Raw genomic sequence first — 26,667 nt, 5'->3', positions numbered from 1 at the left:
AGAAATATGATGACATATGAATATATTTTAGTTCGTTATGGAGAGATGACGACAAAAGGTAAGAACCGTTCTAAATTTGTAAGCACATTAAAAGATAACGTGAAGTTCAAACTGAAAAAATTCCCAAATATTAAAATCGATGCAACACATGATCGTATGTACATCCAATTAAATGGCGAAGACCATGAAGCAATTTCTGAAAGATTGAAAGATGTATTTGGTATTCATAAGTTTAACTTAGCGATGAAAGTACCATCAGAATTAGAAGATATTAAAAAAGGTGCATTAGCAGCTTTCCTACAAGTAAAAGGCGATGTGAAAACATTTAAAATTACAGTGCACCGTTCTGATAAGCGCTTCCCAATGAAGACGATGGAATTACTTCCAGAAATCGGTGGGCACATTTTAGAAAATACAGAGGATATCACAGTAGATGTTCATAATCCAGATGTGAATGTACGTGTAGAAATTCGCAGTGGTTACAGCTATATTATGTGTGGTGAGCACATGGGAGCTGGCGGTTTACCAGTTGGCGTTGGCGGAAAAGTAATGGTACTTCTTTCTGGTGGTATCGATAGCCCGGTAGCAACTTACTTAACGATGAAACGCGGCGTATCTGTGGAAGCAGTTCACTTCCATAGCCCACCTTTCACAAGTGAGCGCGCGAAACAAAAAGTAATCGATTTAGCACAAGAGTTAACGAAATACTGTAAACGCGTAACACTTCACCTTGTTCCATTTACTGAAGTGCAAAAAACGATTAATAAAGAAATTCCATCTAGCTATTCTATGACGGTTATGCGTCGTATGATGATGCGTATTACAGAGCGTATCGCAGAGGAGCGTAACGCACTTGCGATTACAACTGGTGAAAGTCTTGGACAAGTAGCGAGCCAAACGTTAGATAGTATGCATACGATTAACGAAGTAACAAACTATCCTGTTATTCGTCCGCTTATTACGATGGATAAATTAGAGATTATTAAAATTGCAGAAGAAATCGGAACGTACGATATTTCAATCCGTCCATATGAAGATTGCTGTACAGTATTCACACCAGCAAGCCCAGCGACGAAACCGAAGCGAGAGAAAGCAAATCGTTTTGAAGCGAAATATGACTTCACTCCGTTAATCGAAGAAGCTGTAGCAAACACAGAACAAATGGTATTACAAACAGTAGAAGTAGTGGCGGAAGAAGAAAAATTCGAAGAACTTTTCTAAACCCATAAATTACCACATTCAAATGTGTATGAAGTCATGTTGTTTATCACACTCTATACTCACAAGGAGGTGATACAACATGGCAAGCACAAATAAATTAGCAGTGTCTGGTGCTCAAGCAGCATTAGATCAAATGAAATACGAAATCGCTCAAGAGTTTGGTGTTCAACTTGGAGCTGATGCAACATCTCGCGCTAACGGTTCTGTTGGTGGCGAAATCACTAAACGTCTAGTTTCACTAGCTGAGCAACAATTAGGCGGTTACCAAAAATAATCCCATATACGATGGCTTAGAAAGAGCGGGTTCTCCCGCTCTTTCTTTTTTTGTCATTATTTATCGATAAATCGATATAAAATTATTCAACGGTTCGACATAAATATAAAAAAATTGTCAAAAGAAGAGGGTTCAAAATTTACTGAAAATTCTTTATTATATAAGAGAGGCATAGAAATAAAGGAGGATGTTTATGAAGAGAGAGGAATTGTTGGCGCCGCCGTCTTATAACTTAGTTTCGGAAATAGAGAAATATACGAATGATAAAGAGAAGCTTGCTTTAATTTGGCAAGATGATAAAGGGAATAGACGAGAGATTACATATTTTGAATTAATGCAAGGTGCGAATAGAATTGGAAACGCTTTTATAAAAAGTGGCTTACAAAAAGGGGACAAGCTCCTTATTATGATGCCGCGCTTAATTGAAGCTTACATGACGTATATTGCTGCGATTAAAGCAGGATTTGTCGTTATTCCAAGCTCAGAAATGTTGCGTAAAAAAGATATTGAGTATCGTATTGGGCACGGAGAAGTAAAGGCTATCGTAAGTTACGAACCGTATATTGGACAATTTGACGGCGTAGAAGCGGTGGAATCTCTTCAAAAATTCGTCTTGAGCGAGCGTTCAGTAGATGGTTGGACGAATTTAAAAACAGCATTAGAAACAGAAAGTGACATGTTAGAAATGGCGAAGACAGATAAAGAAGATATGGTCTTTTTATCTTACACGTCAGGGACGACAGGAAATCCGAAAGGTGTCGTTCATACGCATGCGTGGGCATACGCTCATTTACGTACGAGTGCCCCAAATTGGCTCGGAATTGAAGAGAATGATGTTGTATGGGCAACAGCTAGTCCTGGCTGGCAAAAGTGGATTTGGAGCCCGTTTGTAGCGACTCTCGGTTCAGGTGCAACAGGATTTGTATACCATGGTAAATTTGAACCGAAAACGTATTTGAGTTTATTAGGCGATAATAAGGTGAATGTGCTTTGTTGTACGCCGACTGAGTATAGATTAATGGCAAAGGTAGAAAACTTAAATGAGTATAATTTAGAAGCGTTACATAGCGCTGTATCAGCTGGTGAGCCGTTAAACAGAGAAGTCATTGAAACGTTCCAAAGGCATTTTGATATTACGGTAAGAGACGGTTATGGGCAAACGGAAAACACATTGCTCGTTGGGATAATGAAAGGGATGGATATTAGACCAGGATCAATGGGAAAACCAACGCCAGGAAACCATGTTGATATCGTAAATGAAGAAGGTATTCCGGTACAGGTAGGAGAAGTTGGTGATATTGCAGTTCACATTGAAACACCAGCACTCTTTAAGCAATATTATAAAGATGATGAGCGCACAGCGATGCAATTCCGTGGTGATTATTATATTACCGGTGATAAGGCGAAAAAAGATGAAGACGGCTATTTCTGGTTTGAAGGACGCGGAGATGATATCATTATTAGCTCTGGTTATACAATCGGGCCGTTTGAAGTAGAAGATGCACTCGTAAAACATCCTTACGTAAGAGAATGTGCGGTTGTTGCAAGTCCAGATGAAATTCGTGGAAGTGTCGTGAAGGCATTTATCGTATTAAGAGAGAATATAGAAAAGAACGAAGAAACATTAATTCCAGTGCTCCAACAACACGTCAAAGAACTGACTGCACCATATAAATACCCTCGAAAAATTGAATTTGTAGATGAACTACCAAAAACGATTTCTGGAAAAATTCGCCGTATTGAACTTAGAAAACAAGAGATGGAACTACCTTCAAAATAATTTTGAAAATAGTGAAGTAAATAGTTGAATGAAATGTTACATGTATGATATTATAAAAATCGAACATAAGTTCGATTTTTATAAATTGAAAAAAGAGGTGTCCGTATGATTTTAGGTATTAATCCGTACTTAGTTTTAGATGGTAGTGGGCAAGAAGCTGTACAGTTTTATAAAGAGGCGTTAGATGCAAAAGTAGAAGTAATGCAAACTTTTGGTGATATGCCTGAAAATCCAGAATACCCGATTCCAGCTGAAGCGAAAGAGCGCGTTGCACATGCTACTTTAAAAGTTGGTAATACGGAACTTATGATTTCTGATACATTCCCAGGTCAAGGGCATGCGATCGGATCTCAAGTAACAATCGCAATTCAAATTAGTAATGCAGAAAAAGCAAAAGAAGTATTCGATAAGTTACAAGAAGGTGGAGAAGTTATTATGCCACTTCAAGAAACTTTCTGGAGCCCAGCATACGGACAAGTAAAAGATAAATTTAGCATTGAATGGCAAATTACAACGAATCCTACTGAACAAAAATAATTTTTGGAAAAGCACCATTTTTAATCGAAATGGTGCTTTTTTTATACGCTCTAATTTCGTAGACTAAAGGAAAAAGGGGATGAGTATATGGGAGAAATTTGGTATGGCGGCACCATTTACACTATGCGAGAAGAGAATGAAAAAGTAGAAGCTATTTACGTTGAAAATGGCGTCATTGTTGATATGGGGAATAAAGAAGAGTTAGAAAACCGATATTCAGAAGTGAAGTTATATGACCTAAAAGGGAAAACGATGATTCCAGGGCTGGTTGATAGCCATATGCACCTTATTGGCCATGGGGAGAGGTTACTTCGTCTAGATTTATCAAATTGCAAATCTTATAGCGAAGTGCTTACCCTTGTTCAGAAGCGAGTAGAAGAAGCGCCAAAAGGCTCTTGGATTATCGGAGAAGGATGGAATGAAAATAATTTTACAGATACAAAACAAGTTCATGTACGTGATTTAGATGAAATCTCTAAAGAGCATCCGATTTTATTAAAGCGCGTTTGTCGTCACGTGACATGGGTGAATTCATACATATTGGAACAAGCGAAAATAACAGAAGCGGTGCAAGACCCGAAAGGCGGGAAAATTGGCCGGGACTCATTAAATAAATTAACAGGGCTTTTATATGAACAAGGACAAGAGTTAATTAAACATGTCCAACCTGAAATAGATGGAGCGTATTTGCAAAGAGCGTTGCAAACAGCGATTTCAGACTGCTGGCAATACGGGTTAGTTGGTGGACATACGGAAGATTTAAATTATTATGGCGGCTTTCAAAAAACTTACAATGCGTTTTCACACGTTATAAAAGAAATGCCATTTAAAGCACATTTGCTCGTTCATCATGAAGTAGCGAATGAGCGAAAAGAATATGAAGATGAGCACTATATTGAATTTGGTGCGATGAAAATTTTTTCTGACGGTTCTTTTGGCGGAAGAACAGCTTTATTGAGTGAGCCGTATGAAGATGCGCAGGAAACGAATGGAGTTGCGATTTTCTCACGTGAAGAGCTTGCAGGGTTAGTGAAGAAAGCACGTGATTTACATATGCCAGTTGCAATTCATACAATCGGTGACTTATCACTAGAATATGTCATTGATGCGCTTGAATTATATCCACCAGCAGAAGGGTTACGTGACCGTATTATTCATTGTCAGCTAGCTCGTGAAGAGTTGATTGAAAGAATGAAACACTTGCCAGCTATTATTGATATTCAACCGGTCTTTGTTTCATCAGATTTTCCGTCAGTCATTGAAAAACTAGGAAAGCATCGTCTTCGTTACGCATACGCTTGGAAGACATTGCTGGACGCAGGATTACATTGTAACGGGGGATCTGATGCTCCAATTGAACAAGTGAATCCGTTTTTAGGTATATATAGTGCGGTTACACGTAGAAGCTTTATTGATGGTGTATGCTATATGCCAGAAGAAAGATTAACGGTATATGAGGCTGTTTCTTTATTTACAACAGGAAGTGCGTATGCAATTGGAAAAGAAGCAAAGCGAGGACAAATTACAAAAGGATATGAAGCAGACTTTACGATATTAGACCGCGATGTTTTTGAAATTGAGGCGGAAGAAATAAAAGAAGTACAGGCAGAAATGACCGTCATTGATGGGAAGATTGTTTATAGAAAAGACGTCTAAAAGTTTGAAGGAGCGGTTCCGAAAATACATTTTGGTGATGCTTCCTCTTTTTAGATAGGTTGATGATGTAGTCACTTTTTGTCGGTAAATCGATATTTTGGATGAAATCGTTGATATATTGTGAGTTGTGATAGATATATTTGAAACAGCGTTAAGTTGCAGGTGCTAAATAAATAACCGCAGAATTATGGAATCCCATAATTCTGCGGTTATTTTAATACTATAAAAATGTTCTCTGTACTTTTTCCCAGAAAGAGTTGTTTTTTAATTTAACAGTTTTAATTTGTTTATCGCTTAAACGAACAACGGCTTTCTCCACTTGCTTAATGCTAAGTGCTTCGTTATCCATTCCGATGACAGGGTAATCATTGCCATCTGGTTTAAGTGTTAAAGTTAACGTGCGCTCGTGATTTAAAAGAAACGGTGATCCGAGTGTACGGTATGTGTTGTTATTTAAAGATGCTAGTTCGCTTACTTGGAAACATGGGATAAGTGGATCGACAACTGCACCATGTAATGATTTATTGTAAGCGGTACTTCCTGTTGGTGTGGAGATAACTAATCCATCACCTCTAAATGTTTCAAAATGTAAATTGTCGACGTGTACATCTACGACAAATGTTTTAATGATGCTAGAGCGTAATGAGAACTCATTTAAACAATGGAATGATGTACCGTGATCTACATCAACTTTAATTGTTGGATACTTTCGCACTTCAATTTCGTTTTTTGTAATTTCTTGAAGGGCTGTATCAACGTGATCGATGTGGAAATCGCAGTAGAAAGAAATTTCATCTTTCGTAGAAATACCTGCGTATAAGCAATCTTCTCTAAAACCAGTTTTACGAACGGCTTGTAAGAAAGTTCCATCATCTCCAACGCTGACGATAGCGTTTGCATTTTTTGGATGATCTAATATGGTAAATCCATTCTCCTCTAAAATACGATATATTGGTTTCATTTTTTCAACGAGTGTTACTTTGTCATCACCATAAAAGAAAAATAAATTGCGACGATTTGCCATTATGTATCCCTCCACTGCAGTTAAATTTTCTAGTCTTAGTGCTGCATACCATCAGAGTGTGTTCTGAATGATATGCTCAAATAGTATATTTCGATATAAAATGTCAAAATTCCTTTTTATTTTTAGAAAAATTTTTATATTCAATTTTATAAAAGGTTGTTTAATGATGAATAAACTTGTCGATAATGGGTATGGAGTGAAAGGATGGTACGAATGAAATGGCTCGTAATTGGAATGATAATTCTTCTACTTTTTATTTTGCTAATACTATTATCGAAAATATCGCTTAAGGTGACGTTTTTATATTCAGAAATGGAAAAGCAATGTTTATTTCAAGTAAAAATATGGATGATTCGATATACATTTGATGTATTGGAAAGAATTGAAAAACAACAGAAAAAAACGGGGCAGAAAATCGAAAAAGCTGAGAAAGATGGCGGAATAGATAATAAAATTATGGCACAACTTGATAGCATTGGAGAACTGATAAAAAAGCTTCAAGAAGTTCATACTATTGTTAAAGATTTTCTCAAACGAGTGAAAATCAATAGTTGGAAGTGGCATTCACAAATTGGAGCAGGCGATGCGGCTAGTACTGGAATTGTCACTGGGTATGCATGGGGGACAAAAGGAATGGCTGCTGGAGTTGTAGGACAATATATGCATATTGTCGACATACCAGAATTTGAAATTACCCCTGTTTTTCAAGGGAAAGGATTTGCATCAAGATGTGAATTAACAGCTTCCTTTCGTATATTTCGTACTGTGAAAACAGCGGTAAAACTACTCATGTTTATGAGAAAACAAAAGTCTGGTATGACAGATAAATCTGTTCAAGCATAGGGGGGATATAGAATGGACCATCCAATTCAAGGTTTAATGACAACCGCAATGCAGCATTTAAAACAAATGACTGATGTAAATACAATTGTTGGTGACCCGATTAAAGCAGCAGACGGAAGTGTAATTCTTACCGTTTCGAAAGTAAGTTTTGGCTTTGCTGCTGGTGGAAGTGAATTTGGCAAGGTAGAGCATTCAGGCCGTCATCCATTTGGAGGAGGTAGCGGTGGTGGAGTTTCCATTAATCCTGTTGCCTTTCTCGTTATAAATGGAGAAGGTGTGAAAGTTTTACATTTAGATAAACAAACACATGTCATTGACAAAATAATTGAATTAGCACCACAAGCTGTTGATAAAGTGAAAGAAATGATGGATAAACGAAAAGAAGATGATCCGGAATTTCAAATTTAACGAGTAAAGAAGCTAATCAATGGATTAGCTTCTTTATTTTTTTGTAAATAAAGCGATTTTATTTGCATTATCGATAGGGACAAACTATCATTTACATTGTACATATTTTGTTTAAATAAGGGAGGATTTTTAAGTGGCAAATGTAACTTTTAAAGGTAACCCAATGACTTTAGTTGGAACAGAAGTTAAAGTTGGCGATCAAGCGCCTAACTTCCAAGTGTTAGCAAATGACTTATCTCCAGTAAGTTTAGAAACATACAAAGGTGAAGTGAAATTAATTAGTGTTATACCTTCAATCGACACAGGTGTATGTGATGCACAAACTCGTCGTTTTAACCAAGATGCAGCAGGTATTGAAAACGCGAAAGTATTAACAATTAGCGCTGATTTACCATTCGCTCAAAAACGCTGGTGTGCAGCTAACGGTTTAGAAAACGTTGCGACACTTTCTGATCACCGTGACCTTTCATTCGGTGAAGCTTACGGCCTAGTAATGAAAGAACTTCGTTTACTTGCTCGTGCAGTATTCGTAGTAGATAGCAATGACAAAGTAGTTTACGCAGAATACGTAGGCGAAGGTACAAGCCATCCAAACTATGAAGCAGCATTAGAAGCAGCTAAATCTGCGAAGTAATGTGAAGGAAATGACCTCTTATAAAGAGGTCGTTTTTTCTCATATATTGCTGCACAATGGTACTAATATATGAGAAAAGACGTTACATCATAAAACAACTTGAAGGGGAGCTCTTTACAAGAGGTCGCTTTTTCTTTTTGGGAAAAATCACTTTGTGGTATGATATAAGTTATGTGTAAAAGAGAGAAGGAGGAATGTACGTGAGTCAGGCAGTAGAAACATTATTTTCTATTTTTGATTCTTCTACGGTAGTTTTACGTAAAGAATTAGATGTAACATATTTAGAGGCGCTTGTAGAAACAGGTGATAACTTGTTTGAGGGAGCGATTTTACAAGAGGAATTATCCGAATCAACAATTGAAAGGTTGAATCGTGAATATAGTACGTTTAATGAAGAAACATATAAAGGGGAAGAAATTCGTAAAGCATTTCAGCTAGCCATTTTAAAAGGAATGAAAGAAGGCGTGCAAGCGAATCATGAAATGACGCCTGATGCAGTTGGAATGTTCATGAGCTACTTATTCCATAAATTTATGCAAGGTCAAAAAGAAATTACTGTTTTAGACCCTGCAATTGGAACAGGTAACTTAATGACTACAGTGTTTAATAACGCCAAAGAAGAACTAGCAATGAGTGGATTTGGAGTAGAAGTGGATGAAGTGCTAATCAAACTTGCTTTAGTAAATGCGAATTTACAAAAGCATGCAATCGAATTCTTCCATCAAGATGGACTAGCACCACTTTATATTGATCCAGTTGATGCAGTCGTTTCAGATTTACCAATTGGTTACTATCCAAACGAAATCGGTGCAAGTGAATATACGCTAAAAGCAGATGAAGGAATGTCATATGCGCATCACTTATTTATTGAACAAAGTGTGAAACATACGAAAGAAGGCGGGTACTTATTCTTCTTAGTACCAAACTTTATTTTTGAAAGTGCTCAAGCGCCAAAACTACATGCATTTATTAAAGAAACATGCTTTATTCAAGGATTGTTACAACTACCTGTTTCCATGTTTAAAAACGAGAAAAATGCAAAAAGTATATTTGTTCTCCAAAAGAAAGGCCAAGGTGTAACAATGCCGAAACAGGCGCTACTAGTGGAATTACCTAAATTCTCTAACATGAAGGCTATGGAGAACATTATGGATCAATTGAACACTTGGTTTGCAACACATAAATAAGGTAAGTTATATGTAACAGGGGTAGTGATTAATGTAGTACAGATGTATAGGATTTGTCATATTTTTTAATATATACAAGATTTAACTGAATTTTTTTGAAATCTGTAATATATTTTTTTTCTTGGTGTTACAATTTTTTCACTTGAAATATATGTCGGACGATGTTTAAATTAAAATCGTGAGTATAAAATTTACTGATGATGAAACGTTTTCATATTGAGTGAATTTAATTAGATAAAATCGAGCGGTTTGTGGAATGATCCACACAACTACCAAGAGAAAAAGGGGCGAAAGACTAGATGTCAAAAATCATCGCGATTAACGCAGGAAGCTCTTCCTTAAAATTCCAATTATTTGAAATGCCAAGTGAAACAGTATTAACAAAAGGTTTAGTAGAACGTATCGGTTTAGAAGATAGTATCTTCACTATTACTGTAGATGGCGAAAAACAAAAAGAAATTACAAACATCCCAGATCATGCAGTAGCAGTTAATATGCTTCTTAAGAAGTTAACTGAAAACGGAATCGTAAAATCTCTTGATGAGATTGGCGGTATCGGTCACCGTGTTGTACACGGCGGCGAAAAATTTGCTGATTCTGTTTTAATTACTGATGAAGTATTAGCTGATATCGAAGAATTAAGCGATTTAGCACCACTTCACAACCCAGCAAACCTTGTTGGTATTAAAGCATTCCAAGAAGTACTACCAAACGTACCAGCAGTAGCAGTATTCGATACAGCATTCCACCAAACAATGCCGGAATCTGCATTCCTATACAGCTTACCATATGAGTACTATGAAAAATTCGGTATCCGTAAATACGGTTTCCACGGAACTTCTCATAAATACGTAACTGAGCGTGCGGCTGAATTATTAGGTCGTCCAATTGAAAACTTAAGCCTACTTTCTTGTCACTTAGGTAACGGTGCAAGTATCGCAGCAGTAGAAGGCGGAAAATCAATCGATACTTCTATGGGCTTCACTCCACTTGCTGGTGTAACAATGGGTACACGTTCTGGTAACATTGACCCTGCGTTAATTCCATACATCATGGAAAAAACAGGCCAAACAGTAGAAGAAGTAGTTAGCGTATTAAACAAGAAGAGTGGTATGTTAGGTCTTACTGGTTACTCTAGTGACCTACGTGACATCATTGCGAAAGAAGAAGAAGGCGACCACCGTGCGAAAGTAGCACTTGATGTATTCGTAAGCCGTATCCACAAATACATCGGTTCTTACACTGCTCGTATGAAAGGTGTAGACGCAATCATCTTCACAGCTGGTGTAGGTGAAAACAGTGCGATTATTCGTGAGCGCGTATTAGAAGGCCTTGAGTACATGGGCGTATACTTCGACGTAAAACGTAATAATGTATTCGGTGAAGAAGCATTCATCAGCTTCCCACACTCTCCAGTAAAAATTATCGTAATTCCAACTGACGAAGAAGTTATGATCGCTCGTGACGTACTACGTCTTGGAAATATTGGTTAATATACTATTTGAAAAGAAAGACGAGATCCTATAGGATCTCGTCTTTTTTCTTTTGGATATATTTCAAAATTCCATCCGGATATAGTACTTTTTCCTTCTGAATGAATGCAGTAATGGGAACCCATTTTGCATATGACATTGTTTGTTCATCTTGTATATTGAGTATTTCCGTTTCATATAGTGACGTGTCTAATAAGCATAAAGAATATAGTTGAATGATTTCATGACCAATTTCCTCATCTAGATGAAAGATGTTTTCTAAGCATCCTAAATAATTGGTGATTTCTACTTCTGTATGAAGCTCTTCTTTAAATTCACGAATAACAGTATGTGCTGATTTTTCACCAAGTTCAATTGATCCGCCAAGAGGTCGGTAATATGTTTCATTGGCTATATTATATTCTTGTAGGAGAAGTCGATCGTGATGTATAACAATACCAAAGGATTTTGCACGTGGGTACATGAATGTGATCGCTCCTTATTCATTTGTATATGGATAATTATAATTTGAAATATGGAGGAAATCACCTTTTTATCCTGCTATTTGTGGGCAGTAAAACTCCCGCCTCAAAATTCGGCTGGAGCAAAGAAGTTAGGTGGAAGCCCTGCTGCCCGTAAACGCCTGGTTGGTGAGGGTTGATTAAAGTTTCACTTTATTCAAGATGTTGAGCTAATGGTAATACCGTCTAATAGTTCTTTCCAAAATGCCTCATTGTACTGGTATATATCCATAATAGGGCATTTTATAACACAAATATTTTGTAATCCCCAATCTTCTTGGGCAATAGTTGGTACATCGGCAGGAAGTAGTAAAAGGACGGAGAATTTATGTTTGACCATTTGAGATAAAATTTGTTCAAGAGAAAGTGCTTCTTCATATGTTCCTCCAGTTCGAATAAATAATATTGATTCTTCTATTTCAATTGTAGTTAGAAAACGATTAATCCGATGCTCATAATTCAATTTAATATCTGTATAGGAAGGCCAAGAAGTGGGTGTATTTACATCTGTTTTAAAGTCATGACAGGAGTCGATTTCATAAAGGTTGTCTCTTAGTCGTAACTTAGCATCATCATCCCAAAATGAGATGAAAGACAAATTTTCTAATTCTAAAAAGCGGTGAAAGCGATTTTGTAATAATAAATTTACTTTCTCTAATGAAGGACTTAGCATAAAATCAATAACACCAAAAAAGGGTGATAATTTGAATTGAAATAATGCCCAAGCAGGCCAACAGTTTTGTCCTAAGCTGAATACTGCATTATAATTTTGTTTTATATTGGATAGATTCATGAGAGTCATCTCATCCTTTTTGCTAATATTTTATGTCATTAAAAAATGGTATGTGAATAAAGAATAGACAAGCATATTTGCAAAGAACAAGCGGAAATATGTTACAATGGAAAAAAATCGAACGAGGTGGTTGTTGCGATGCGATCGAAGCGAGAACAAGCCATTTTAGACAATATAAAAGAGTGGGAAGGGCAATTAGTAGAGCAGGAAGCGACCGATTTTCAAAAGGTGTTTGATAAGTGGTTGCATACTACGATTGCAAAACTACCTGAGAAAAAACGAAAAGACTTTTTTACGAAAGCAGATGGATGGCTCTTTCATTTACATGCGCTTATTCAAAGTTCACAATCACAGCTAGATGCACGTAATCGTATTTTAGGAACGTCGAGATTATTTGATGAATCGATTGAGCAACTTGAAGATTTGAAGGCGTTATCTATTGATCAATTAACATACATAGCAGAGCAGCAAACAGCACGTCATCGCCTATATTCATTCGTACAAGGCGGAGCAACAGGTGCTGGTGGTTTATTATTATTAACGGCTGATTTTCCGGTTATGATTGCGTTAAATGTGAAGGCCGTACAACTTATTGCTACATCATTTGGGCATGATGTGAACAAGCCGTATGAAATGATGCTTGCGTTAAAAGTATTCTATGCAGCATTATTGCCGGCGAGACTTCAGCAATATGCATGGTACAATTTGCTGAGAGAACTCGAGCAAGAAGATTCATTCTTTTATGAAGGAGACGAAGAAGTGTTAAAGCCAGCTTCTACTGAGGTTGTGTTAAAACAAATTTTGAAGACGTTTTCGATATATGCTCTTCGTCGTAAATTATTCCAAGGCATTCCGGTAATCGGAATGGCAATCGGATCTACAGTGAATTATCGTTTAACAAGGAATGTTACTGAATTTGCAAATCGATTCTATCAAGTACGCCACATAATGGAAAAAGAAAAAAGATCATAAAAAAAGCGAGAGGCCGAAGCCTTTCGCTTTTTAGTTTGTCGCATGCTTTTTGGACATTGGAATAGATACTGGTTGCTTTGCTGCTTTCTTTTCTGTTTTTGGATAGTAAATTAAATCCAATGTTTTTGCCTGGACGGCAATCGAAAGAATAGTGAAAGCAATTTCTGTCCAATTTAAATAATATAATGAAAGCGCAAGAACAATCGCGTCAAAGACGAAGAAAATTTGCCCAATTGTAAAACGAGTTCGTTTACTTAATACAATTGTTAAAATATCGTCTCCACCGGTTGCACCGCCAAATCGCAATATAAAACCGAGTCCAATACCAGCTAACGCACCGCCAACTACTGCAGCTACAAATAAATTATTTGATAAATCTACCGTAAAAGGAGAATAATTTTCCATAAGGGAATAAAATGCTCCGAATGAAAGTGAACCTAAGAATGAATAGCCAACCATTTTTCTACCTAAAAATGAAGCACATAGTAAAATAATAGGGATATCCATTAATACAGTTGAAATAGATGGTGAAATATCATAAAAATTTTGGATAAATAGTGCAATTCCTACAAAGCCACCTTCTGTTAAGTGGTTTTGGAAGTGAATGTGATATAGCGCTGCTGCTAAAATAAATGAACCGATTAAAACCATAAAAATTTCTTTAATAATTTGTCGACTTTGGATGTTCCTCATCGTTATTCCTTCTTTCCGTAGTTAGTAGTCCTTTTGGTGTTGTAAACTAACTACGAGCTCACATGTAGCTTTCAGTTAGTTTACGTAAAACTAACTACGCTATATGTCGCTGAAGAAATAACGAATAATCCTCTCGTCCATCAATTCTCCCTACCTTCGTTTTAGTTTAAGTCTTAAAACGACTAAACAAAACGTGGAGTAGGATTCGTCATTTAGCAATCCTGCTCTTCTTTGTTTTGTTTAGCTAGTAACAATTAAGTCCTAAACAAAACGCTATGTGTAAGAAGAGTCTTTTTTTTGCCAAATTATCCTTCGGGCAATCATAATTTCCCCACTCTCGTATTTTTTTCGCTAGACTAAAGTATCTGAGCTGAAAAATACGCTACGTGTATGATTCGTCAATACGATGCCACATGCTCCTTCGAGCGATCATGATATCAAAATCCCTTCCTTCAAGATTTATATTATTATATCATACTTTCAAAAAATGTATGCGGATGGAAACCGACAATAACTGAAGGGAATCTACAAAAATTGTTATGTTTAAATATTTTTGTAGAAAAGCCTAAGTTATTTCGTAGAACTGGACAGTTTTTAGAAGTTTGTCCAATAAGTAAGAAAAGAAGAGTTTTTATTCAATTGTATTGTTCTCATCATTTTTATCTTTAAAAAATGTATCCCAGCTAATCACACTTAAAAAAGTTAAAGTGATAATAATGAAAGCACGCATACATTTGGGCCTCTTTTCATTCATACATATTTTCATTAGTATATGAACAAGGTGATTAGTAATGTGTCATTTTTTACAAGAATTCCTTGTTGTGAGAATATATTAATATAAATAGATGAAAAGGGAGGATGGAAAGTGTTCAAAGATATGTTCAAACGAAAAGAATTAGTATGTGCTGTTTGCGAGAAAAAGATTCAATATGAAGAAGAGCTTGTTGCCTTTGTGAAGTTACCGAAAGAAAGGAATTTATTAGTAGGTCCTTTTGATGTATGTTTAGCAAAAACAGCCCAAGAAATATATTGCAAAGCTTGTTACGACAAAAAAGCATGACCCAAAGCGAATGAGGGGCATGCTTTTTTCATTGGTGTGCTTTTCCCTCAGACACATTTTGAGTAAGACGATACCAAAGCCAAAGGTCATTAATAATTGAAGCAAGATCAGCTATTTCAGAATTAAGCCTACAGGAAATTTCAAAATTATCTTCGTTATTTAAACGATGTTGTTTTTGATTAATGTGATGTTCAAGCTCTTTTATACGATCAGGTATTTTTCCGCGAACTTGCTCCCACTTTAATAAAATACCATGCTGCGTTTTTTCAGAGATGTCTTCCCATGCTTCTTGTATGTTCGGCACTTCAATTCCTAGATGTTCATTGTATATAAAATACTTTTTCATAGACACCCCTCCATTTTCCTGCCTCTATTTTACATAAAAAAAGAAAGAAGTTCGACGAAATTGTTTGAAAAAATTTGAAAATGACCCTTGATACATTTTTTAAAAGGTGTTAAAGTATGAATTATTATAAAAGAAAATGAATATTTATTCTTTAGGGGGATGCAAAATGGAGAAGAAAAAAGTTGTGTTAGCATATTCCGGAGGTCTTGATACTTCCGTTGCAATTAAATGGTTACAAGAGAAAAACTATGATATTATCGCACTTTGCTTAGATCTAGGGGAAGGTAAAGACTTAGCGTTTGTAAAAGAAAAAGCACTTTCAGTGGGTGCAATTAAATCATATATGATTGATGTTCAAGAAGAATTCGCGAATGAATATGCATTGATGGCGATGCAAGCACACACATTATACGAAGGGAAATATCCTCTTGTCTCTGCACTATCTCGTCCGCTTATTGCGAAAAAATTAGTAGAAATCGCAGAACAAGAAGGCGCAACTGCAGTTGCACATGGATGTACAGGGAAAGGGAATGATCAAGTTCGTTTTGAGGTCTCTATTCAAGCATTAAATCCTTACTTAGAAGTGATTGCGCCTGTACGTGAATGGAAATGGTCACGTGAAGAAGAAATTGCATATGCAAAAGAAAACAATGTACCGATTCCAATTAATTTAGATAGCCCATTTTCAATTGATCAAAACTTATGGGGACGCAGCAACGAATGTGGAATTTTAGAAGATCCATGGGCAGCGCCGCCAGAAGATGCATACGAGATGACATTGGCATTAGAAGATACACCGAATAAACCAGAATTTGTAGAAATTGGATTTGAAGCAGGCGTACCAACGACTTTAAATGGCACTGCATATCCACTTTCAGAATTAATTAAAACGTTAAATGCACTTGCTGGAAAACATGGCGTTGGACGTATCGATCACGTAGAAAATCGTCTTGTCGGTATTAAATCTCGTGAAGTATACGAATGCCCAGCAGCAATGACGTTAATAACTGCCCATAAAGAGTTAGAAGATTTAACACACGTAAAAGAAGTAGCGCATTTTAAACCAGTGATTGAACAGAAAATAACAGAACTTATTTATAATGGCTTATGGTTCTCACCTTTAAAACAAGCGCTCCATGCGTTTTTACAGGAAACGCAAAAGCATGTAACAGGTACGGTGCGTGTGAAATTATTTAAAGGGCATGCGATTGTAGAAGGACGTAAATCTGAATACTCTCTATACGATGAGAAGCTAGCAACATATACTGCCCAGGATGAATTTAATCATGATGCAGCAGTTGGATTCATTTCATTATTTGGTTTACCTACGAAAGTATACAGCCAAGTGAATCAAAAGAAGGTGGAAGCGTGAGCAAACTTTGGGGCGGACGTTTTACAGAAGAAGCGGAAGCGTGGGTTGAAGAGTTTGGAGCATCCATTTCCTTTGATCAACAATTAGTTAATCAAGATATAAAAGGGAGTATTGCGCACGTAACGATGCTGGCAAAGCAAGGCATCGTTACGAAAGAAGAGGCAGAGAAAATAAAGATAGGGCTTCAATATTTATTAGAAGAAGCAAAACAAAATAAGCTCTATTTTTCGGTTGAAGCTGAAGACATTCATTTAAATATCGAAAAGATGTTAATTGAAAAAATCGGTGAAGTAGGAGGAAAACTTCATACAGGCCGAAGTCGTAACGATCAAGTAGCGACAGATATGCATTTATATTTAAAGGAAAAAGTAGAACATATTATAAAAGCTACAAAACAGTTGCAAACCGTTCTTGTCCATCAAGCGGAAAATAACATTGAAACAATTATGCCCGGCTATACGCACCTGCAGCGTGCGCAGCCGATTTCATTTGCGCATCATATTCTTGCTTACTTTTGGATGTTAGAGCGCGATGTGAATCGTTATGAAGATTCGTTAAAGCGTATTAACATTTCACCATTAGGAGCAGGAGCACTAGCTGGTACAACATTCCCGATTGACCGAGAATATAGTGCGGAGCTTCTTGGATTTAATGGAATATATGAAAATAGTTTAGATGCGGTAAGCGATCGTGATTTCATATTGGAGTTTTTAAGTAACTCATCTATGCTTATGATGCACTTATCACGCTTTTGCGAAGAACTTATTTTATGGAGTAGCCAAGAGTTTCAATTTATTGAAATGAGTGATCAATACGCAACGGGAAGCAGCATTATGCCGCAAAAGAAAAATCCGGATATGGCGGAATTAATCCGCGGTAAAACAGGCAGAGTATACGGTAATTTATTTAGTTTACTTACAGTAATGAAAGGATTACCGCTCGCTTACAATAAAGACTTACAAGAAGATAAAGAAGGAATGTTTGATACAGTAAAAACAGTAGAAGGATGCCTTCATATTATGGCAGGCATGCTAGAAACGATGACTGTCAACAAAGAAAAGATGGGGCAAGCTGTAACGCAAGATTTCTCAAACGCAACAGAAATTGCTGACTACTTAGCAAGCAAAGGACTACCATTCCGTCAAGCGCATGAAATTGTTGGGAAGCTAGTGCTACACTGCACACAAAAAGGAATTTACTTAGTAGATGTACCACTTGCAACGTATAAGGAAATGAGCTCGTTATTTGAGGAAGATTTATATGAAGTTCTTTCACCATATGCAGCTGTAAAGCGCCGTAACAGTGCTGGTGGGACAGGATTTGAGCAAATTGAGAAAGCTTTGGAGAAGGCGAAAGGATTAACTGTGGAGTTTGCTGGAATTAAATGATGCATAGCATAGAAGGTAAGGTGCTTTTTTAGAAAGCACCTTACCTTTTTGTATTTAGACCTTTAGCGGAGTATCTATCGTTTCATAATTATTTTTCATAATCATAAAATGATGTTTCTCATGTATCGCCAATAGTTGAATAGATTGAATTAAATTAGGATAGTGAGCAATTGGATCGAAAAATACGATATGTCCTGCAATATTTTCTTCTATATTTTGAACGAGCTTTTTTATTTCATCTGTTTCACGTGCAAGGAATTCTTCTAATTCAGTTACATTCATAGAGTGATAGACTTTTTTGGGGGGGATTAAAATCCAAGGTGCTTTCATTCCTTTATCATGCTTTTCTTTATATTCGGCATAAATGTCGTGTATGTCAGTTGCAAATGGGGCATTTTTTCTTAGTTTTGCATAAGGGATAAGAGTGAGAGAGAATTTAATCGCTACCTTGAGCATCCTTGCAATTAAATATAAGTGATAAAAGTGTTCACCAATAGACCATTTTTTGTCCTCTTTTCTATACCATAGTTGTTCTTGTGATAGTGAATGGAGATGAGGAAGGAACTTGTTCCTTTGTGCATGTAATGTATGAAAATGTTTTGTGATATTTTCAGATTTCATATTTTTGTATCCTCCACACTTTTTCCTAATTATAACATTTTTCGTGTGGATGTAAGTAAGCCTAGAGCAATTTGTTCTAGGCTTAAAATGTATCGATTAATCATACTTATGCCGATCTTCCGTAATTCGAATATACTCAATATCCATCAAATCTCTAAGTAATGCACCATTACTTAGTTCCACGCCATGCTTCTCTTTAAAATGAGTACGAATCGTATCTAGCATTTCAATTTCTTTCCCATTCACATCTAAAATAATGCGTTCGGAATCACCCATGTAGCATCCTCCTTTTTTAAACATATATATTTTGTCCATCTATTTCTAAAAAATGTATGTTAACCTAAAGTTAGGAAATAAGAAAGGAATGGAAAATGAGACGTATTTATTTTGTAGGGTTAATTTTGTACACGCTAATTGTATTACACTTTGCATTCCCAAGCGTATTTTCATTTGAGGATGTAGAAACAGTACACGTTGCGATATTTATCTTTATTCTGTTTGTAGTAGATTGTTGTATTTCGATATGGCTTTCGAAAAGAAAACATGTACAAGATAAAAAAGAAATGGAACGAAAAAAGAGAAAACGTTCATTTTGGGTAACGACGTATTGTTTATCTTTAGTGATTGCTGCTGCTTTTTTAAGTGAGCATATTCCATTAGAAAGATTAAATATTGGATTTGGAGCGTTCGTATTTGCATACTATTTTTTCATGCACTTTCTTCCGTATATGAAAGAAAAGCGAGGAGAAGAGGAAGATCCGCTTGTAGAAGAAGCGAGAGAACAAGAGCATAAGAGAATAGAAGAAGACATAAAGAAACTTGGAGAACAAAAGTGGTATTTAAAATCAAAAATTATATATGTTCTTTGCTTCATTACGCCGCCAATCGGTTATTTGTATGTTTTCTTCCTTCGTAAAAAAATGACAGAAGATGCAAAGCAAACGTACTTAACGGTTGCGACGATAATGATGGCGCTATGGTCTTTGAAGTTCCTTCCGCCCTATGTGTTGGCAGTTACCGTTGTTGTTGTGGCTTGTTTTGTATTTATAGTGAAGTTTGTGAAATGAAAAACACCAAGCCCATGTGGACTTGGTGTTTTATTTATAAATTAAAGATCACCTTGCTCCTCGTCACCACGAACAACAAGGACATCGCATTTCGCATAGCGAATAATATGTTCAGAGACGCTACCAATTAGGAAACGTTCTACAGCATTTAAACCAGTTGCACCACACATAATTAAATCCACTTTATGATTTGGAGCGATTTCTTTTGAAATTTTAGATTTAGGATTACCAAATTCTAATACAGTTTCCACTTTTTCAAGACCAGCTTCAAGCGCAGTTTTTTTGTAGTCTTCTAATAAGTCTTCTGCAAATAGATTTGCACGTTCAGCAATTGCACGGCTATAAGCCTCTACTGCTGAGTATGCTTTTACATCAACGATATGAGCAATTGTTAATGTTGCGTTGTTTCGTTTTGCAACTTGAATTGCTTTTTTAAAGGCTTTTTCTGCTTCTTTAGAACCGTCCACCGCAATTAAAATATTTGTATATGTATTATTCATAGTAAATTCCTCCCAATCATTTTTATTACCGTTTACAACTTTATTATAAAACAAATTTTGGTAATGTGCTTGTCGGAAACGTTACAGAATTTTGAAAACTTTGTTTTAATTCATTTTAGTTGTAATTGGAGCGAGAACTTGTTACATATGGAGTATAGCAATTTAAAAGGAGGCAGTTTTGTGAGACATGCGCTCATTACAGCCGGTACGAAAGGTTTAGGAAAGCAAGTAACAGAAAAGTTATTGGCTAAAGGGTATTCAGTAACAGTAACGTATCATAGCGATACAAGTGCTATGGAAACAATGAAAGAAACATATAAAAATATGGAAGAACGTCTACAGTTCGTGCAAGCTGATGTCACGAAAAAGGAAGATTTACATAAAATAGTAGAGGAAGCGATGAGCCGTTTTGGCAAAATTGACTTCTTAATTAATAATGCTGGTCCTTACGTATTTGAAAGGAAAAAATTAGTCGATTACGAAGAAGACGAATGGAATGAAATGATCCAGGGCAATTTAACAGCGGTATTTCATTTATTAAAACTTGTCGTTCCGGTCATGAGAAAACAGAACTTTGGCCGTATTATCAATTACGGATTTCAAGGGGCAGATAGTGCACCGGGATGGATTTATCGCTCAGCTTTCGCCGCAGCAAAAGTAGGGCTTGTTTCATTAACGAAAACAGTCGCATATGAAGAAGCTGAATACGGTATTACTGCGAATATGGTATGTCCTGGTGATATAATTGGTGAAATGAAAGAGGCAACGATTGAAGAAGCACGAAATCTGAAAGGTAGTAACACACCAATTGGTAGATCTGGAACAGGTGAAGATATCGCAAGAACCATTTCGTTTTTATGTGAGGACGATTCTGATATGATTACTGGCACGATTATTGAAGTAACAGGTGCTGTTGATGTTATTCATAGACATCGATAGAATTAAATAAAGTGAAGTTTCGAATAATTGGACAGTTTATCCTTCATACTGAGAGGTACGGATAATACTGTCCTTTCATGTGAGATTAAATCTATCGGAAAACTTGTATTATTTTTTGTCAAATATTGAGATATTATGTTAGAATATAAGAGCGTAGAAAGCGCTTTAAAAAATGATTCAGGGGTCATTTCATAACTCAAGGGGGAACTAATAATGCGTATCGGTATTCCAACAGAAATTAAAAACAATGAAAACCGTGTGGCAATGACGCCAGCGGGAGCTGTACATTTAGTACAAAATGGTCATGAAGTTTTTGTTCAAAAAGGAGCAGGTATAGGATCAGGCTTTACAGATGAAGAATACGTACAAGCTGGTGCGAAACTTGTTGAAACTGCTGAAGAAGCATGGAATCAAGATATGGTTATGAAGGTAAAAGAGCCAGTTGCAAGTGAATACGGCTATTTCCGTGAAGGTTTAATTTTATTCACATACTTACACTTAGCTCCAGAACCAGAATTAACGAAAGCATTAATTGATAACAAAGTGGTATCAATCGCATACGAAACAGTACAATTAGACAATCGTTCATTACCATTACTTGCACCAATGAGTGAAGTAGCTGGTCGTATGTCTGCACAAATTGGTGCACAATTCCTTGAGAAAAACAAAGGCGGTAAAGGTATCTTGCTTGCAGGCGTTCCAGGGGTGAAACGCGGCAAAGTAACAATTATCGGCGGTGGTCAAGCTGGTACAAACGCAGCGAAGATTGCAGTAGGTTTAGGTGCAGATGTAACAATCATCGACTTAAGTGCAGAACGTCTTCGTCAGTTAGATGACATTTTCGGAAACCAAGTAAAAACGTTAATGTCTAACCCGTATAACATTGCAGAAGCTGTAAAAGAATCTGATCTTGTAATCGGTGCAGTATTAATCCCAGGTGCAAAAGCGCCAAAACTTGTAACAGAAGAAATGATTCAATCAATGGAACCAGGTTCTGTCGTTGTAGATATCGCGATTGACCAAGGTGGTATTTTTGAAACAACTGACCGTATTACAACTCACGACAACCCAACTTATGAAAAACATGGCGTTGTTCACTATGCAGTTGCAAATATGCCAGGTGCGGTTCCACGTACATCAACTCTTGCATTAACAAACGTAACAGTACCATATGCAGTACAAATTGCTAACAAAGGCTACAAAGATGCTTGCCTAGGCAATGTTGCATTATTAAAAGGTATTAACACATTAGATGGATATGTAACATTCGAAGCAGTTGCAGAAGCTCACGGCTTACAATACGCTGATGCAAAAGAGCTTCTTGAAAAAGCTCCTGCTTTATCATAATAGGAATAAAATAAAGACCTTTCCTTTGTAGGAAGGGTCTTTTTGTTTAAACTAATTATCTAATTTCTTCACAATTTTCAAGCCGAACATCATCGTGAAGAAAAGAATGCCGAACAAGTAATACAAGGCATATTCAACTCGTATCATCGAGTTTTTGTCAGTGAGATATAAAATAAATAGTATCGCAGAGCCGATTAAATGAGAGAGACCGAAAATTTGTGCCATAAGTTTTAAACTCATCTTCTCGATTCTTTCATCCATCTCAGGTAATGGATATTTCTCTGCATCGTTCTTTTTTTTCTTAAAGAATATTCGTTTCACTACTAATAGTATCAAGGCTAAGAGTATGTATACGCCAGCGAATAGAAGGATAGAACTAGCTTTTTCTTCATCATTACTATTGAAATAAAGAAAAGTTGAACCTAACAATAAAATGGTAAGATGCGAAATGAACTCTTGATTAAAAGTATTTTTCATTCTTTTTCCTCCCCAGTTTTATCTAATTGAAATAAATCTTCTACTTTACAGTTGAAAAACTCACATAATTTCAATGCTAATTCTAAACTTGGGTTGTATTTATTCTTCTCGATAGCGATGAGGGATTGTCTAGTGATTTGAACAGAGGAAGCTAATTGTTCTTGGGTGATGTCTCTAACGACGCGGAATTGTTTCACCTTATTTTTAATCAAATATACAAAGTCTCCTTTTTGTAAATTTGTTACATTTATTATATCCATTTTTAGGTAATAAGTAAATAAAACTTTACAAAAAGTAAACAAAACTTTACGTGAAATATAGCTTGTTATGATGATGTTTTTTGTGATAATTTGGAATTAAACGAAAAATAAAAGTCGATAGAGGGGATTGGGTGTGGAGAACTATGGAAACAGTAAATCTATTAGAATTAACAAGAGATATTAAAGATCAACATAAAAACTTCGTCGTTTCAAATATAAATAATCATTGCTTACGAATCGCCGTATTTACCGGTGAATATGATTGGCACTACCATTCTAATTCGGATGAATTATTCATTGTGTTAGAGGGGGAATTACTTATCGATTTTCAAGATAGAGAGACAGCAGTTTTAAAGCCAGATGATTCAATTTTAATTCCAGCATGTACAATTCATAGAACGAGAGCGTTGAAGAGAACGGTAAATCTTTGTTTTGAAAATATAGAGGCGGATACAGTAATTGTGGAGGTCGTATGAGAAGGTTACAGATTGAAGAATACGATAAAGTAAGTTCACTTTTAGAAGGGAATCAACGAACAACAACTTTTGCGTATGCAGTTTGTGATCAGACCATAGATGGTGAGATTTTTATAAATGAGAAGTTAACAGCAGGACTAATTGTCACCACTAATGGTATTTATTATTTGTTTGGTGACACTCAAGACCAAAGTCATAACGAAGATCTATTTTCGTATATAAAAACAGCCATTGAAAAAACAGAGAAACGATTTACACTGTTCACTTCGAGTGAAGAGTGGGAAATGATGATTGAAGAGTGCTTTAGTAATGCATTTCGGAAAATCCCACGAATGACATTTCAATTTCAAAGAGAAGTTTTTGAATATGGAAAAATAGAATTAAACAAAAATACATATGAAATTGAACGTATTGATAAAAGTGATATAGAACGAAGTAATGAATTTACAGAGGATTATTACAAAGAATATTGGGGATCAAAAGAAGTGTTTTTAAATAACGGCTTTGGTTTTTGTATAGAACAAGATGGGGTGATTGTAGCCGAATGCGTCTCAATATTTAGTGGGAATGGTTTTGCTGAAATTGATATTGCAACACATGAAGTATATCAAGGGAAAGGATTAGCTCAAGCTGCTGCAACAAGGTTTATTGAAAATTGCATGCAAAATGATATTATACCGTGCTGGGATTGTAATGCAGATAATATACCTTCGCAAAAATTAGCTAGTAAATTAAGTTTTCATAATCCAGTAGAATATAGTTTATTTGTACGTAAGAGAACAGGGGAATAAAAATGAATGTGGAATTAACGAGATTTAAAGTGAAACAAGGTAAAAGTTATCGTGTAGATGAATGGATGCAGCTTCTTAATGACAATATGAAAGAAGTACTTTTGACATTAAACGACGAAAAGATGTATGTAGAGACAATTTTCCGGGAAATAAGAGATGGAGAAGAGTACTTATATTGGTATTCTGTGCAAGGAGAAGATGGGGCTCTTGTCGAAAATTCTCATCATGAAATTGATAAAAAGCATTTAGCGTTTTGGTATGAATGTATTGATGAGGAAGTACCATCTGTTGATATGAAAACAGAAGTTGTTATGATTCAAGATGTTGTGAAGGAAGCGATGAAATAATAGAATAATATTTTTGAGAGGGCACATTGAAGATGTGCTTTTTTATTATGAAAATATTTTTAGAAAAGCTGTATACATTTTACGCTCTCAAACGTTGAGTATATAGAAAGGAGAGCTAGATGAGCCATGATACGTTTGAATCATTATTGATAGAGAAATCAAAAGCGGTGTTTGGATTTCAGGGGGGGTTATGCTGATAGAAAGATGAGTGCGAGGATATTAAAATAAACTCTATAGAGTTTATTGGTTCTATGAAATCTTTAAGTGAAAATAAAGGGGGATATCAAGAATATTTTAGGACAAACTATAATGAGATGAAAAACATCAAACCAAAAGACCTACCAATGTACGGTGTAGTTGTAACAGGCAAAACAGAAGATTTACAAAGTTTACAAGGAGCACCATATGTTAAGGCTGCTGTTAGAGGTGTAACAGTTGAGAAATATTGATTACAAGTAATTAATGTGAATAATCAGAAAATTTATGTTATAATATGGGAAAAGGAGGTTTATATGAGGCAAATACATGGAGCAATTTATATTTACATAACAATGTTTTTCGTAGGAGCATCTTATGGTTTAGGGCATGTGTATTCGCATCCTGTATTAACCTTTTTGAGTGGAGCATGTATGGTGATTGCGTTTCTTGTCCACCTTTTCTCAGTTTGGATCGTGAAATTTCAAATAAATATTAGTGAAATAGAAGAAGGTACTTTTTAAAGTGCCTTCTTTTTTTAATAATATTTGGGAAGCTCTTGTAGCAATTTTTCAATTTCGCATTCGGTTTCTTCACATATAGAAAGTGTACGTAGTCTGAAAAATAAGCTGCGTAAGAAAGATTTTATATTTCCGTATAGAAACTCGTACGATTTAATATGTAATGTTTGTTTTTTGACGGGTAATTGAGCTACTAAATCCTGAAGGGCTAATATGAGTACTTCTTCCTTTAGGTCATTTTGTAGCATTGAGACAATCGGATAAACGAGTCGCTCGTCTTCTTCATATTTGTAGTAAATAGAATGGACACAAACTTTGTGTAATAAAGTTTGTAATATTTTTTCGTAATGTAAAGCTTCCAGTTTAGGACTATGAACAAGCGCCTCAAATGTATCGGAAGCATGAGCGATACTATGTGCCCAGCCGTGGTCTTGCACATATCCACGGAAATCATGTTCGTTGTTCATATATATAATTAATCGATCTTTTACATGTAAAAGATCAGCCTGTGATAAGAAATTATGATTTGTATCAGCATCAATAATGAGCGCAATTAATAATGTGGTAAATGCACGAGTAAATACAGCATCATCGTCATCTGAATGAATTTTATAAAATAAATATTTTTCACTAATGCTTTCTAATAATAGTTTCTGTAATTGTGTGTGTGAAAGGTAGTCCTTTTTGATGAGATGGTAAAAAGTAGAGTAAATAAGTTTGTCTCTTAAATAGCTATCAGTAACACCGATTTGCTCGAGCATATTGGAGCTTAAAGAATCAAAGTTAAGTGTGTTATCCATTATGTAATTATTATTACGAATTTCTTCTAACTGTTGTTGTAACATATAAACCTCCTATTTTAGAAAATTCTGCATTTTAATAGTATAATAAAATGCAGAAATAGACAATAAAGTGAAACTTTAATCAGTGGGGGGTGTTCATCCC

General features: G+C 35.8%; 32 protein-coding genes and 1 pseudogene. 22 read left to right on the top strand and 11 right to left on the bottom strand.

Going from position 1 to position 26,667, the window contains the following annotated elements:
• The first annotated feature begins 6 nt into the window (after window positions 1-6).
• The 5 genes from thiI to ACP6L7_RS20050 all read left to right on the top strand — a co-directional run bounded on the left by thiI (window position 7) and on the right by ACP6L7_RS20050 (window position 5,468).
• A complete protein-coding gene (gene thiI / locus ACP6L7_RS20070; RefSeq protein ID WP_097833080.1) occupies window positions 7-1,221 on the top strand; it encodes a tRNA uracil 4-sulfurtransferase ThiI in 1,215 nt (404 codons plus the stop codon).
• A 79-nt stretch (window positions 1,222-1,300) separates the two neighbouring features.
• Entirely contained in the window at window positions 1,301-1,495 is a 195-nt protein-coding gene (locus ACP6L7_RS20065; protein WP_000168891.1) for an alpha/beta-type small acid-soluble spore protein, read from the top strand.
• Between the two features lie 193 nt (window positions 1,496-1,688).
• Complete coding sequence (gene mbcS, locus ACP6L7_RS20060; RefSeq protein WP_097833079.1) at window positions 1,689-3,275, top strand: acyl-CoA synthetase MbcS; 1,587 nt, start codon at window positions 1,689-1,691, stop codon at window positions 3,273-3,275.
• 105 nt (window positions 3,276-3,380) lie between these two features.
• A complete protein-coding gene (locus tag ACP6L7_RS20055; RefSeq protein ID WP_071748323.1) occupies window positions 3,381-3,812 on the top strand; it encodes a VOC family protein in 432 nt (143 codons plus the stop codon).
• An 87-nt stretch (window positions 3,813-3,899) separates the two neighbouring features.
• Window positions 3,900-5,468 carry an amidohydrolase gene (locus tag ACP6L7_RS20050; RefSeq protein WP_097833078.1) on the top strand — a complete coding sequence of 523 codons (1,569 nt, stop codon included), beginning with the start codon at window positions 3,900-3,902 and terminating at the stop codon, window positions 5,466-5,468.
• A gap of 220 nt (window positions 5,469-5,688) precedes the next feature.
• Here the strand turns inward: ACP6L7_RS20050 and ACP6L7_RS20045 are convergent, their stop codons facing one another.
• Window positions 5,689-6,492, bottom strand: coding sequence for an NAD kinase (locus ACP6L7_RS20045; protein WP_071748321.1), 804 nt, complete (start codon window positions 6,490-6,492; stop codon window positions 5,689-5,691).
• Between the two features lie 204 nt (window positions 6,493-6,696).
• On the opposite strand from ACP6L7_RS20045, the gene ACP6L7_RS20040 reads away from it, so the two are divergent.
• The 5 genes from ACP6L7_RS20040 to ackA all read left to right on the top strand — a co-directional run bounded on the left by ACP6L7_RS20040 (window position 6,697) and on the right by ackA (window position 11,057).
• Window positions 6,697-7,335: a DUF2953 domain-containing protein gene (locus tag ACP6L7_RS20040; RefSeq protein ID WP_097833077.1), complete on the top strand. Its 639-nt coding sequence runs from the start codon at window positions 6,697-6,699 to the stop codon at window positions 7,333-7,335.
• 12 nt (window positions 7,336-7,347) lie between these two features.
• The gene (ytfJ, locus tag ACP6L7_RS20035; protein ID WP_000350005.1) at window positions 7,348-7,743 is read left to right on the top strand and encodes a GerW family sporulation protein; all 396 of its coding nucleotides are present in this window, start codon (window positions 7,348-7,350) and stop codon (window positions 7,741-7,743) included.
• Between the two features lie 133 nt (window positions 7,744-7,876).
• A complete protein-coding gene (gene tpx, locus ACP6L7_RS20030) occupies window positions 7,877-8,377 on the top strand; it encodes a thiol peroxidase (RefSeq protein WP_071748319.1) in 501 nt (166 codons plus the stop codon).
• Window positions 8,378-8,577: 200 nt separating this feature from the next.
• Window positions 8,578-9,564, top strand: coding sequence for a class I SAM-dependent methyltransferase (locus tag ACP6L7_RS20025; RefSeq protein WP_141533384.1), 987 nt, complete (start codon window positions 8,578-8,580; stop codon window positions 9,562-9,564).
• A 299-nt stretch (window positions 9,565-9,863) separates the two neighbouring features.
• The gene (gene ackA, locus ACP6L7_RS20020) at window positions 9,864-11,057 is read left to right on the top strand and encodes an acetate kinase (protein WP_097833075.1); all 1,194 of its coding nucleotides are present in this window, start codon (window positions 9,864-9,866) and stop codon (window positions 11,055-11,057) included.
• 28 nt (window positions 11,058-11,085) lie between these two features.
• On the opposite strand, the gene ACP6L7_RS20015 is transcribed toward ackA, so the two are convergent.
• Both ACP6L7_RS20015 and ACP6L7_RS20010 read right to left on the bottom strand, forming a co-directional pair.
• Window positions 11,086-11,520 (bottom strand): NUDIX hydrolase, encoded by a 435-nt coding sequence (locus tag ACP6L7_RS20015; RefSeq protein ID WP_097833074.1) that lies wholly within the window; start codon window positions 11,518-11,520, stop codon window positions 11,086-11,088.
• 194 nt (window positions 11,521-11,714) lie between these two features.
• On the bottom strand, window positions 11,715-12,350 hold the full coding sequence (locus ACP6L7_RS20010; protein WP_097833073.1) for a DUF1796 family putative cysteine peptidase: 636 nt from the start codon (window positions 12,348-12,350) through the stop codon (window positions 11,715-11,717).
• 138 nt (window positions 12,351-12,488) lie between these two features.
• Here ACP6L7_RS20010 and ACP6L7_RS20005 point away from each other — a divergent pair, with 138 nt between their 5' ends.
• Window positions 12,489-13,322, top strand: coding sequence for an EcsC family protein (locus ACP6L7_RS20005; RefSeq protein WP_430529360.1), 834 nt, complete (start codon window positions 12,489-12,491; stop codon window positions 13,320-13,322).
• 30 nt (window positions 13,323-13,352) lie between these two features.
• Here ACP6L7_RS20005 and ACP6L7_RS20000 read toward each other — a convergent pair whose 3' ends face one another.
• Window positions 13,353-14,015 (bottom strand): YitT family protein, encoded by a 663-nt coding sequence (locus ACP6L7_RS20000; RefSeq protein ID WP_097833071.1) that lies wholly within the window; start codon window positions 14,013-14,015, stop codon window positions 13,353-13,355.
• 865 nt (window positions 14,016-14,880) lie between these two features.
• Here ACP6L7_RS20000 and ACP6L7_RS19995 point away from each other — a divergent pair.
• Window positions 14,881-15,075: a hypothetical protein gene (locus tag ACP6L7_RS19995; protein WP_097833069.1), complete on the top strand. Its 195-nt coding sequence runs from the start codon at window positions 14,881-14,883 to the stop codon at window positions 15,073-15,075.
• Window positions 15,076-15,103: 28 nt separating this feature from the next.
• Here ACP6L7_RS19995 and ACP6L7_RS19990 read toward each other — a convergent pair whose 3' ends face one another.
• Window positions 15,104-15,421 carry a radical SAM protein gene (locus ACP6L7_RS19990; protein WP_097833123.1) on the bottom strand — a complete coding sequence of 106 codons (318 nt, stop codon included), beginning with the start codon at window positions 15,419-15,421 and terminating at the stop codon, window positions 15,104-15,106.
• 166 nt (window positions 15,422-15,587) lie between these two features.
• Between ACP6L7_RS19990 and ACP6L7_RS19985 the strand changes: the two genes are divergently transcribed.
• Together ACP6L7_RS19985 and argH are read left to right on the top strand one after the other, a co-directional pair.
• Window positions 15,588-16,793, top strand: coding sequence for an argininosuccinate synthase (locus ACP6L7_RS19985; RefSeq protein WP_097833068.1), 1,206 nt, complete (start codon window positions 15,588-15,590; stop codon window positions 16,791-16,793).
• Window positions 16,790-18,181 (top strand): argininosuccinate lyase, encoded by a 1,392-nt coding sequence (gene argH, locus ACP6L7_RS19980; protein ID WP_097833067.1) that lies wholly within the window; start codon window positions 16,790-16,792, stop codon window positions 18,179-18,181. The genes ACP6L7_RS19985 and argH overlap by 4 nt, the downstream gene beginning before the upstream one ends.
• Before the next feature lie 54 nt (window positions 18,182-18,235).
• Here the strand turns inward: argH and ACP6L7_RS19975 are convergent, their stop codons facing one another.
• Both ACP6L7_RS19975 and ACP6L7_RS19970 read right to left on the bottom strand, forming a co-directional pair.
• Window positions 18,236-18,802 (bottom strand): DinB family protein, encoded by a 567-nt coding sequence (locus ACP6L7_RS19975; protein WP_097833066.1) that lies wholly within the window; start codon window positions 18,800-18,802, stop codon window positions 18,236-18,238.
• A 96-nt stretch (window positions 18,803-18,898) separates the two neighbouring features.
• Window positions 18,899-19,078, bottom strand: a complete 180-nt coding sequence (locus ACP6L7_RS19970) for a ProA domain protein (protein ID WP_128856656.1) — start codon at window positions 19,076-19,078, stop codon at window positions 18,899-18,901.
• 95 nt (window positions 19,079-19,173) lie between these two features.
• On the opposite strand from ACP6L7_RS19970, the gene ACP6L7_RS19965 reads away from it, so the two are divergent.
• A complete protein-coding gene (locus ACP6L7_RS19965; protein WP_097833064.1) occupies window positions 19,174-19,869 on the top strand; it encodes a hypothetical protein in 696 nt (231 codons plus the stop codon).
• Between the two features lie 41 nt (window positions 19,870-19,910).
• On the opposite strand, the gene ACP6L7_RS19960 is transcribed toward ACP6L7_RS19965, so the two are convergent.
• On the bottom strand, window positions 19,911-20,369 hold the full coding sequence (locus tag ACP6L7_RS19960; RefSeq protein ID WP_001066676.1) for a universal stress protein: 459 nt from the start codon (window positions 20,367-20,369) through the stop codon (window positions 19,911-19,913).
• Window positions 20,370-20,516: 147 nt separating this feature from the next.
• Here ACP6L7_RS19960 and ACP6L7_RS19955 point away from each other — a divergent pair, with 147 nt between their 5' ends.
• Together ACP6L7_RS19955 and ald are read left to right on the top strand one after the other, a co-directional pair.
• The gene (locus ACP6L7_RS19955; protein ID WP_097833122.1) at window positions 20,517-21,308 is read left to right on the top strand and encodes an SDR family oxidoreductase; all 792 of its coding nucleotides are present in this window, start codon (window positions 20,517-20,519) and stop codon (window positions 21,306-21,308) included.
• Window positions 21,309-21,521: 213 nt separating this feature from the next.
• On the top strand, window positions 21,522-22,655 hold the full coding sequence (gene ald / locus ACP6L7_RS19950; RefSeq protein WP_264448309.1) for an alanine dehydrogenase: 1,134 nt from the start codon (window positions 21,522-21,524) through the stop codon (window positions 22,653-22,655).
• A gap of 51 nt (window positions 22,656-22,706) precedes the next feature.
• On the opposite strand, the gene ACP6L7_RS19945 is transcribed toward ald, so the two are convergent.
• Both ACP6L7_RS19945 and ACP6L7_RS19940 read right to left on the bottom strand, forming a co-directional pair.
• Window positions 22,707-23,132 carry a hypothetical protein gene (locus tag ACP6L7_RS19945; protein ID WP_097832117.1) on the bottom strand — a complete coding sequence of 142 codons (426 nt, stop codon included), beginning with the start codon at window positions 23,130-23,132 and terminating at the stop codon, window positions 22,707-22,709.
• A complete protein-coding gene (locus ACP6L7_RS19940) occupies window positions 23,129-23,392 on the bottom strand; it encodes a helix-turn-helix transcriptional regulator (RefSeq protein WP_002003636.1) in 264 nt (87 codons plus the stop codon). The genes ACP6L7_RS19945 and ACP6L7_RS19940 overlap by 4 nt, the downstream gene beginning before the upstream one ends.
• Window positions 23,393-23,535: 143 nt before the next feature.
• Between ACP6L7_RS19940 and ACP6L7_RS19935 the strand changes: the two genes are divergently transcribed.
• The 5 genes and pseudogenes from ACP6L7_RS19935 to ACP6L7_RS19915 all read left to right on the top strand — a co-directional run bounded on the left by ACP6L7_RS19935 (window position 23,536) and on the right by ACP6L7_RS19915 (window position 25,725).
• Window positions 23,536-23,868 carry a cupin domain-containing protein gene (locus ACP6L7_RS19935; RefSeq protein WP_097832116.1) on the top strand — a complete coding sequence of 111 codons (333 nt, stop codon included), beginning with the start codon at window positions 23,536-23,538 and terminating at the stop codon, window positions 23,866-23,868.
• On the top strand, window positions 23,865-24,659 hold the full coding sequence (locus tag ACP6L7_RS19930) for a GNAT family N-acetyltransferase (protein ID WP_098361815.1): 795 nt from the start codon (window positions 23,865-23,867) through the stop codon (window positions 24,657-24,659). The genes ACP6L7_RS19935 and ACP6L7_RS19930 overlap by 4 nt, the downstream gene beginning before the upstream one ends.
• 2 nt (window positions 24,660-24,661) lie before the next feature.
• Entirely contained in the window at window positions 24,662-25,006 is a 345-nt protein-coding gene (locus ACP6L7_RS19925; RefSeq protein WP_097832114.1) for a DUF6176 family protein, read from the top strand.
• A gap of 200 nt (window positions 25,007-25,206) precedes the next feature.
• A pseudogene (locus ACP6L7_RS19920) lies at window positions 25,207-25,455 on the top strand (anti sigma factor C-terminal domain-containing protein); the annotation flags it as partial.
• Between the two features lie 63 nt (window positions 25,456-25,518).
• Window positions 25,519-25,725, top strand: coding sequence for a hypothetical protein (locus tag ACP6L7_RS19915; protein ID WP_001248910.1), 207 nt, complete (start codon window positions 25,519-25,521; stop codon window positions 25,723-25,725).
• Window positions 25,726-25,739: 14 nt separating this feature from the next.
• Here the strand turns inward: ACP6L7_RS19915 and ACP6L7_RS19910 are convergent, their stop codons facing one another.
• A complete protein-coding gene (locus tag ACP6L7_RS19910) occupies window positions 25,740-26,567 on the bottom strand; it encodes a DUF2785 domain-containing protein (RefSeq protein WP_098361816.1) in 828 nt (275 codons plus the stop codon).
• Window positions 26,568-26,667: the final 100 nt, after the last annotated feature.

Source organism: Bacillus silvicola, from assembly GCF_050524305.1.
Taxonomy (GTDB): Bacteria; Bacillota; Bacilli; order Bacillales; family Bacillaceae_G; genus Bacillus_A; species Bacillus_A cereus_AT.
The sequence above is the reverse complement of the archived record's forward strand: the minus strand, read 5'-3'. Positions and strand labels throughout refer to the sequence as shown.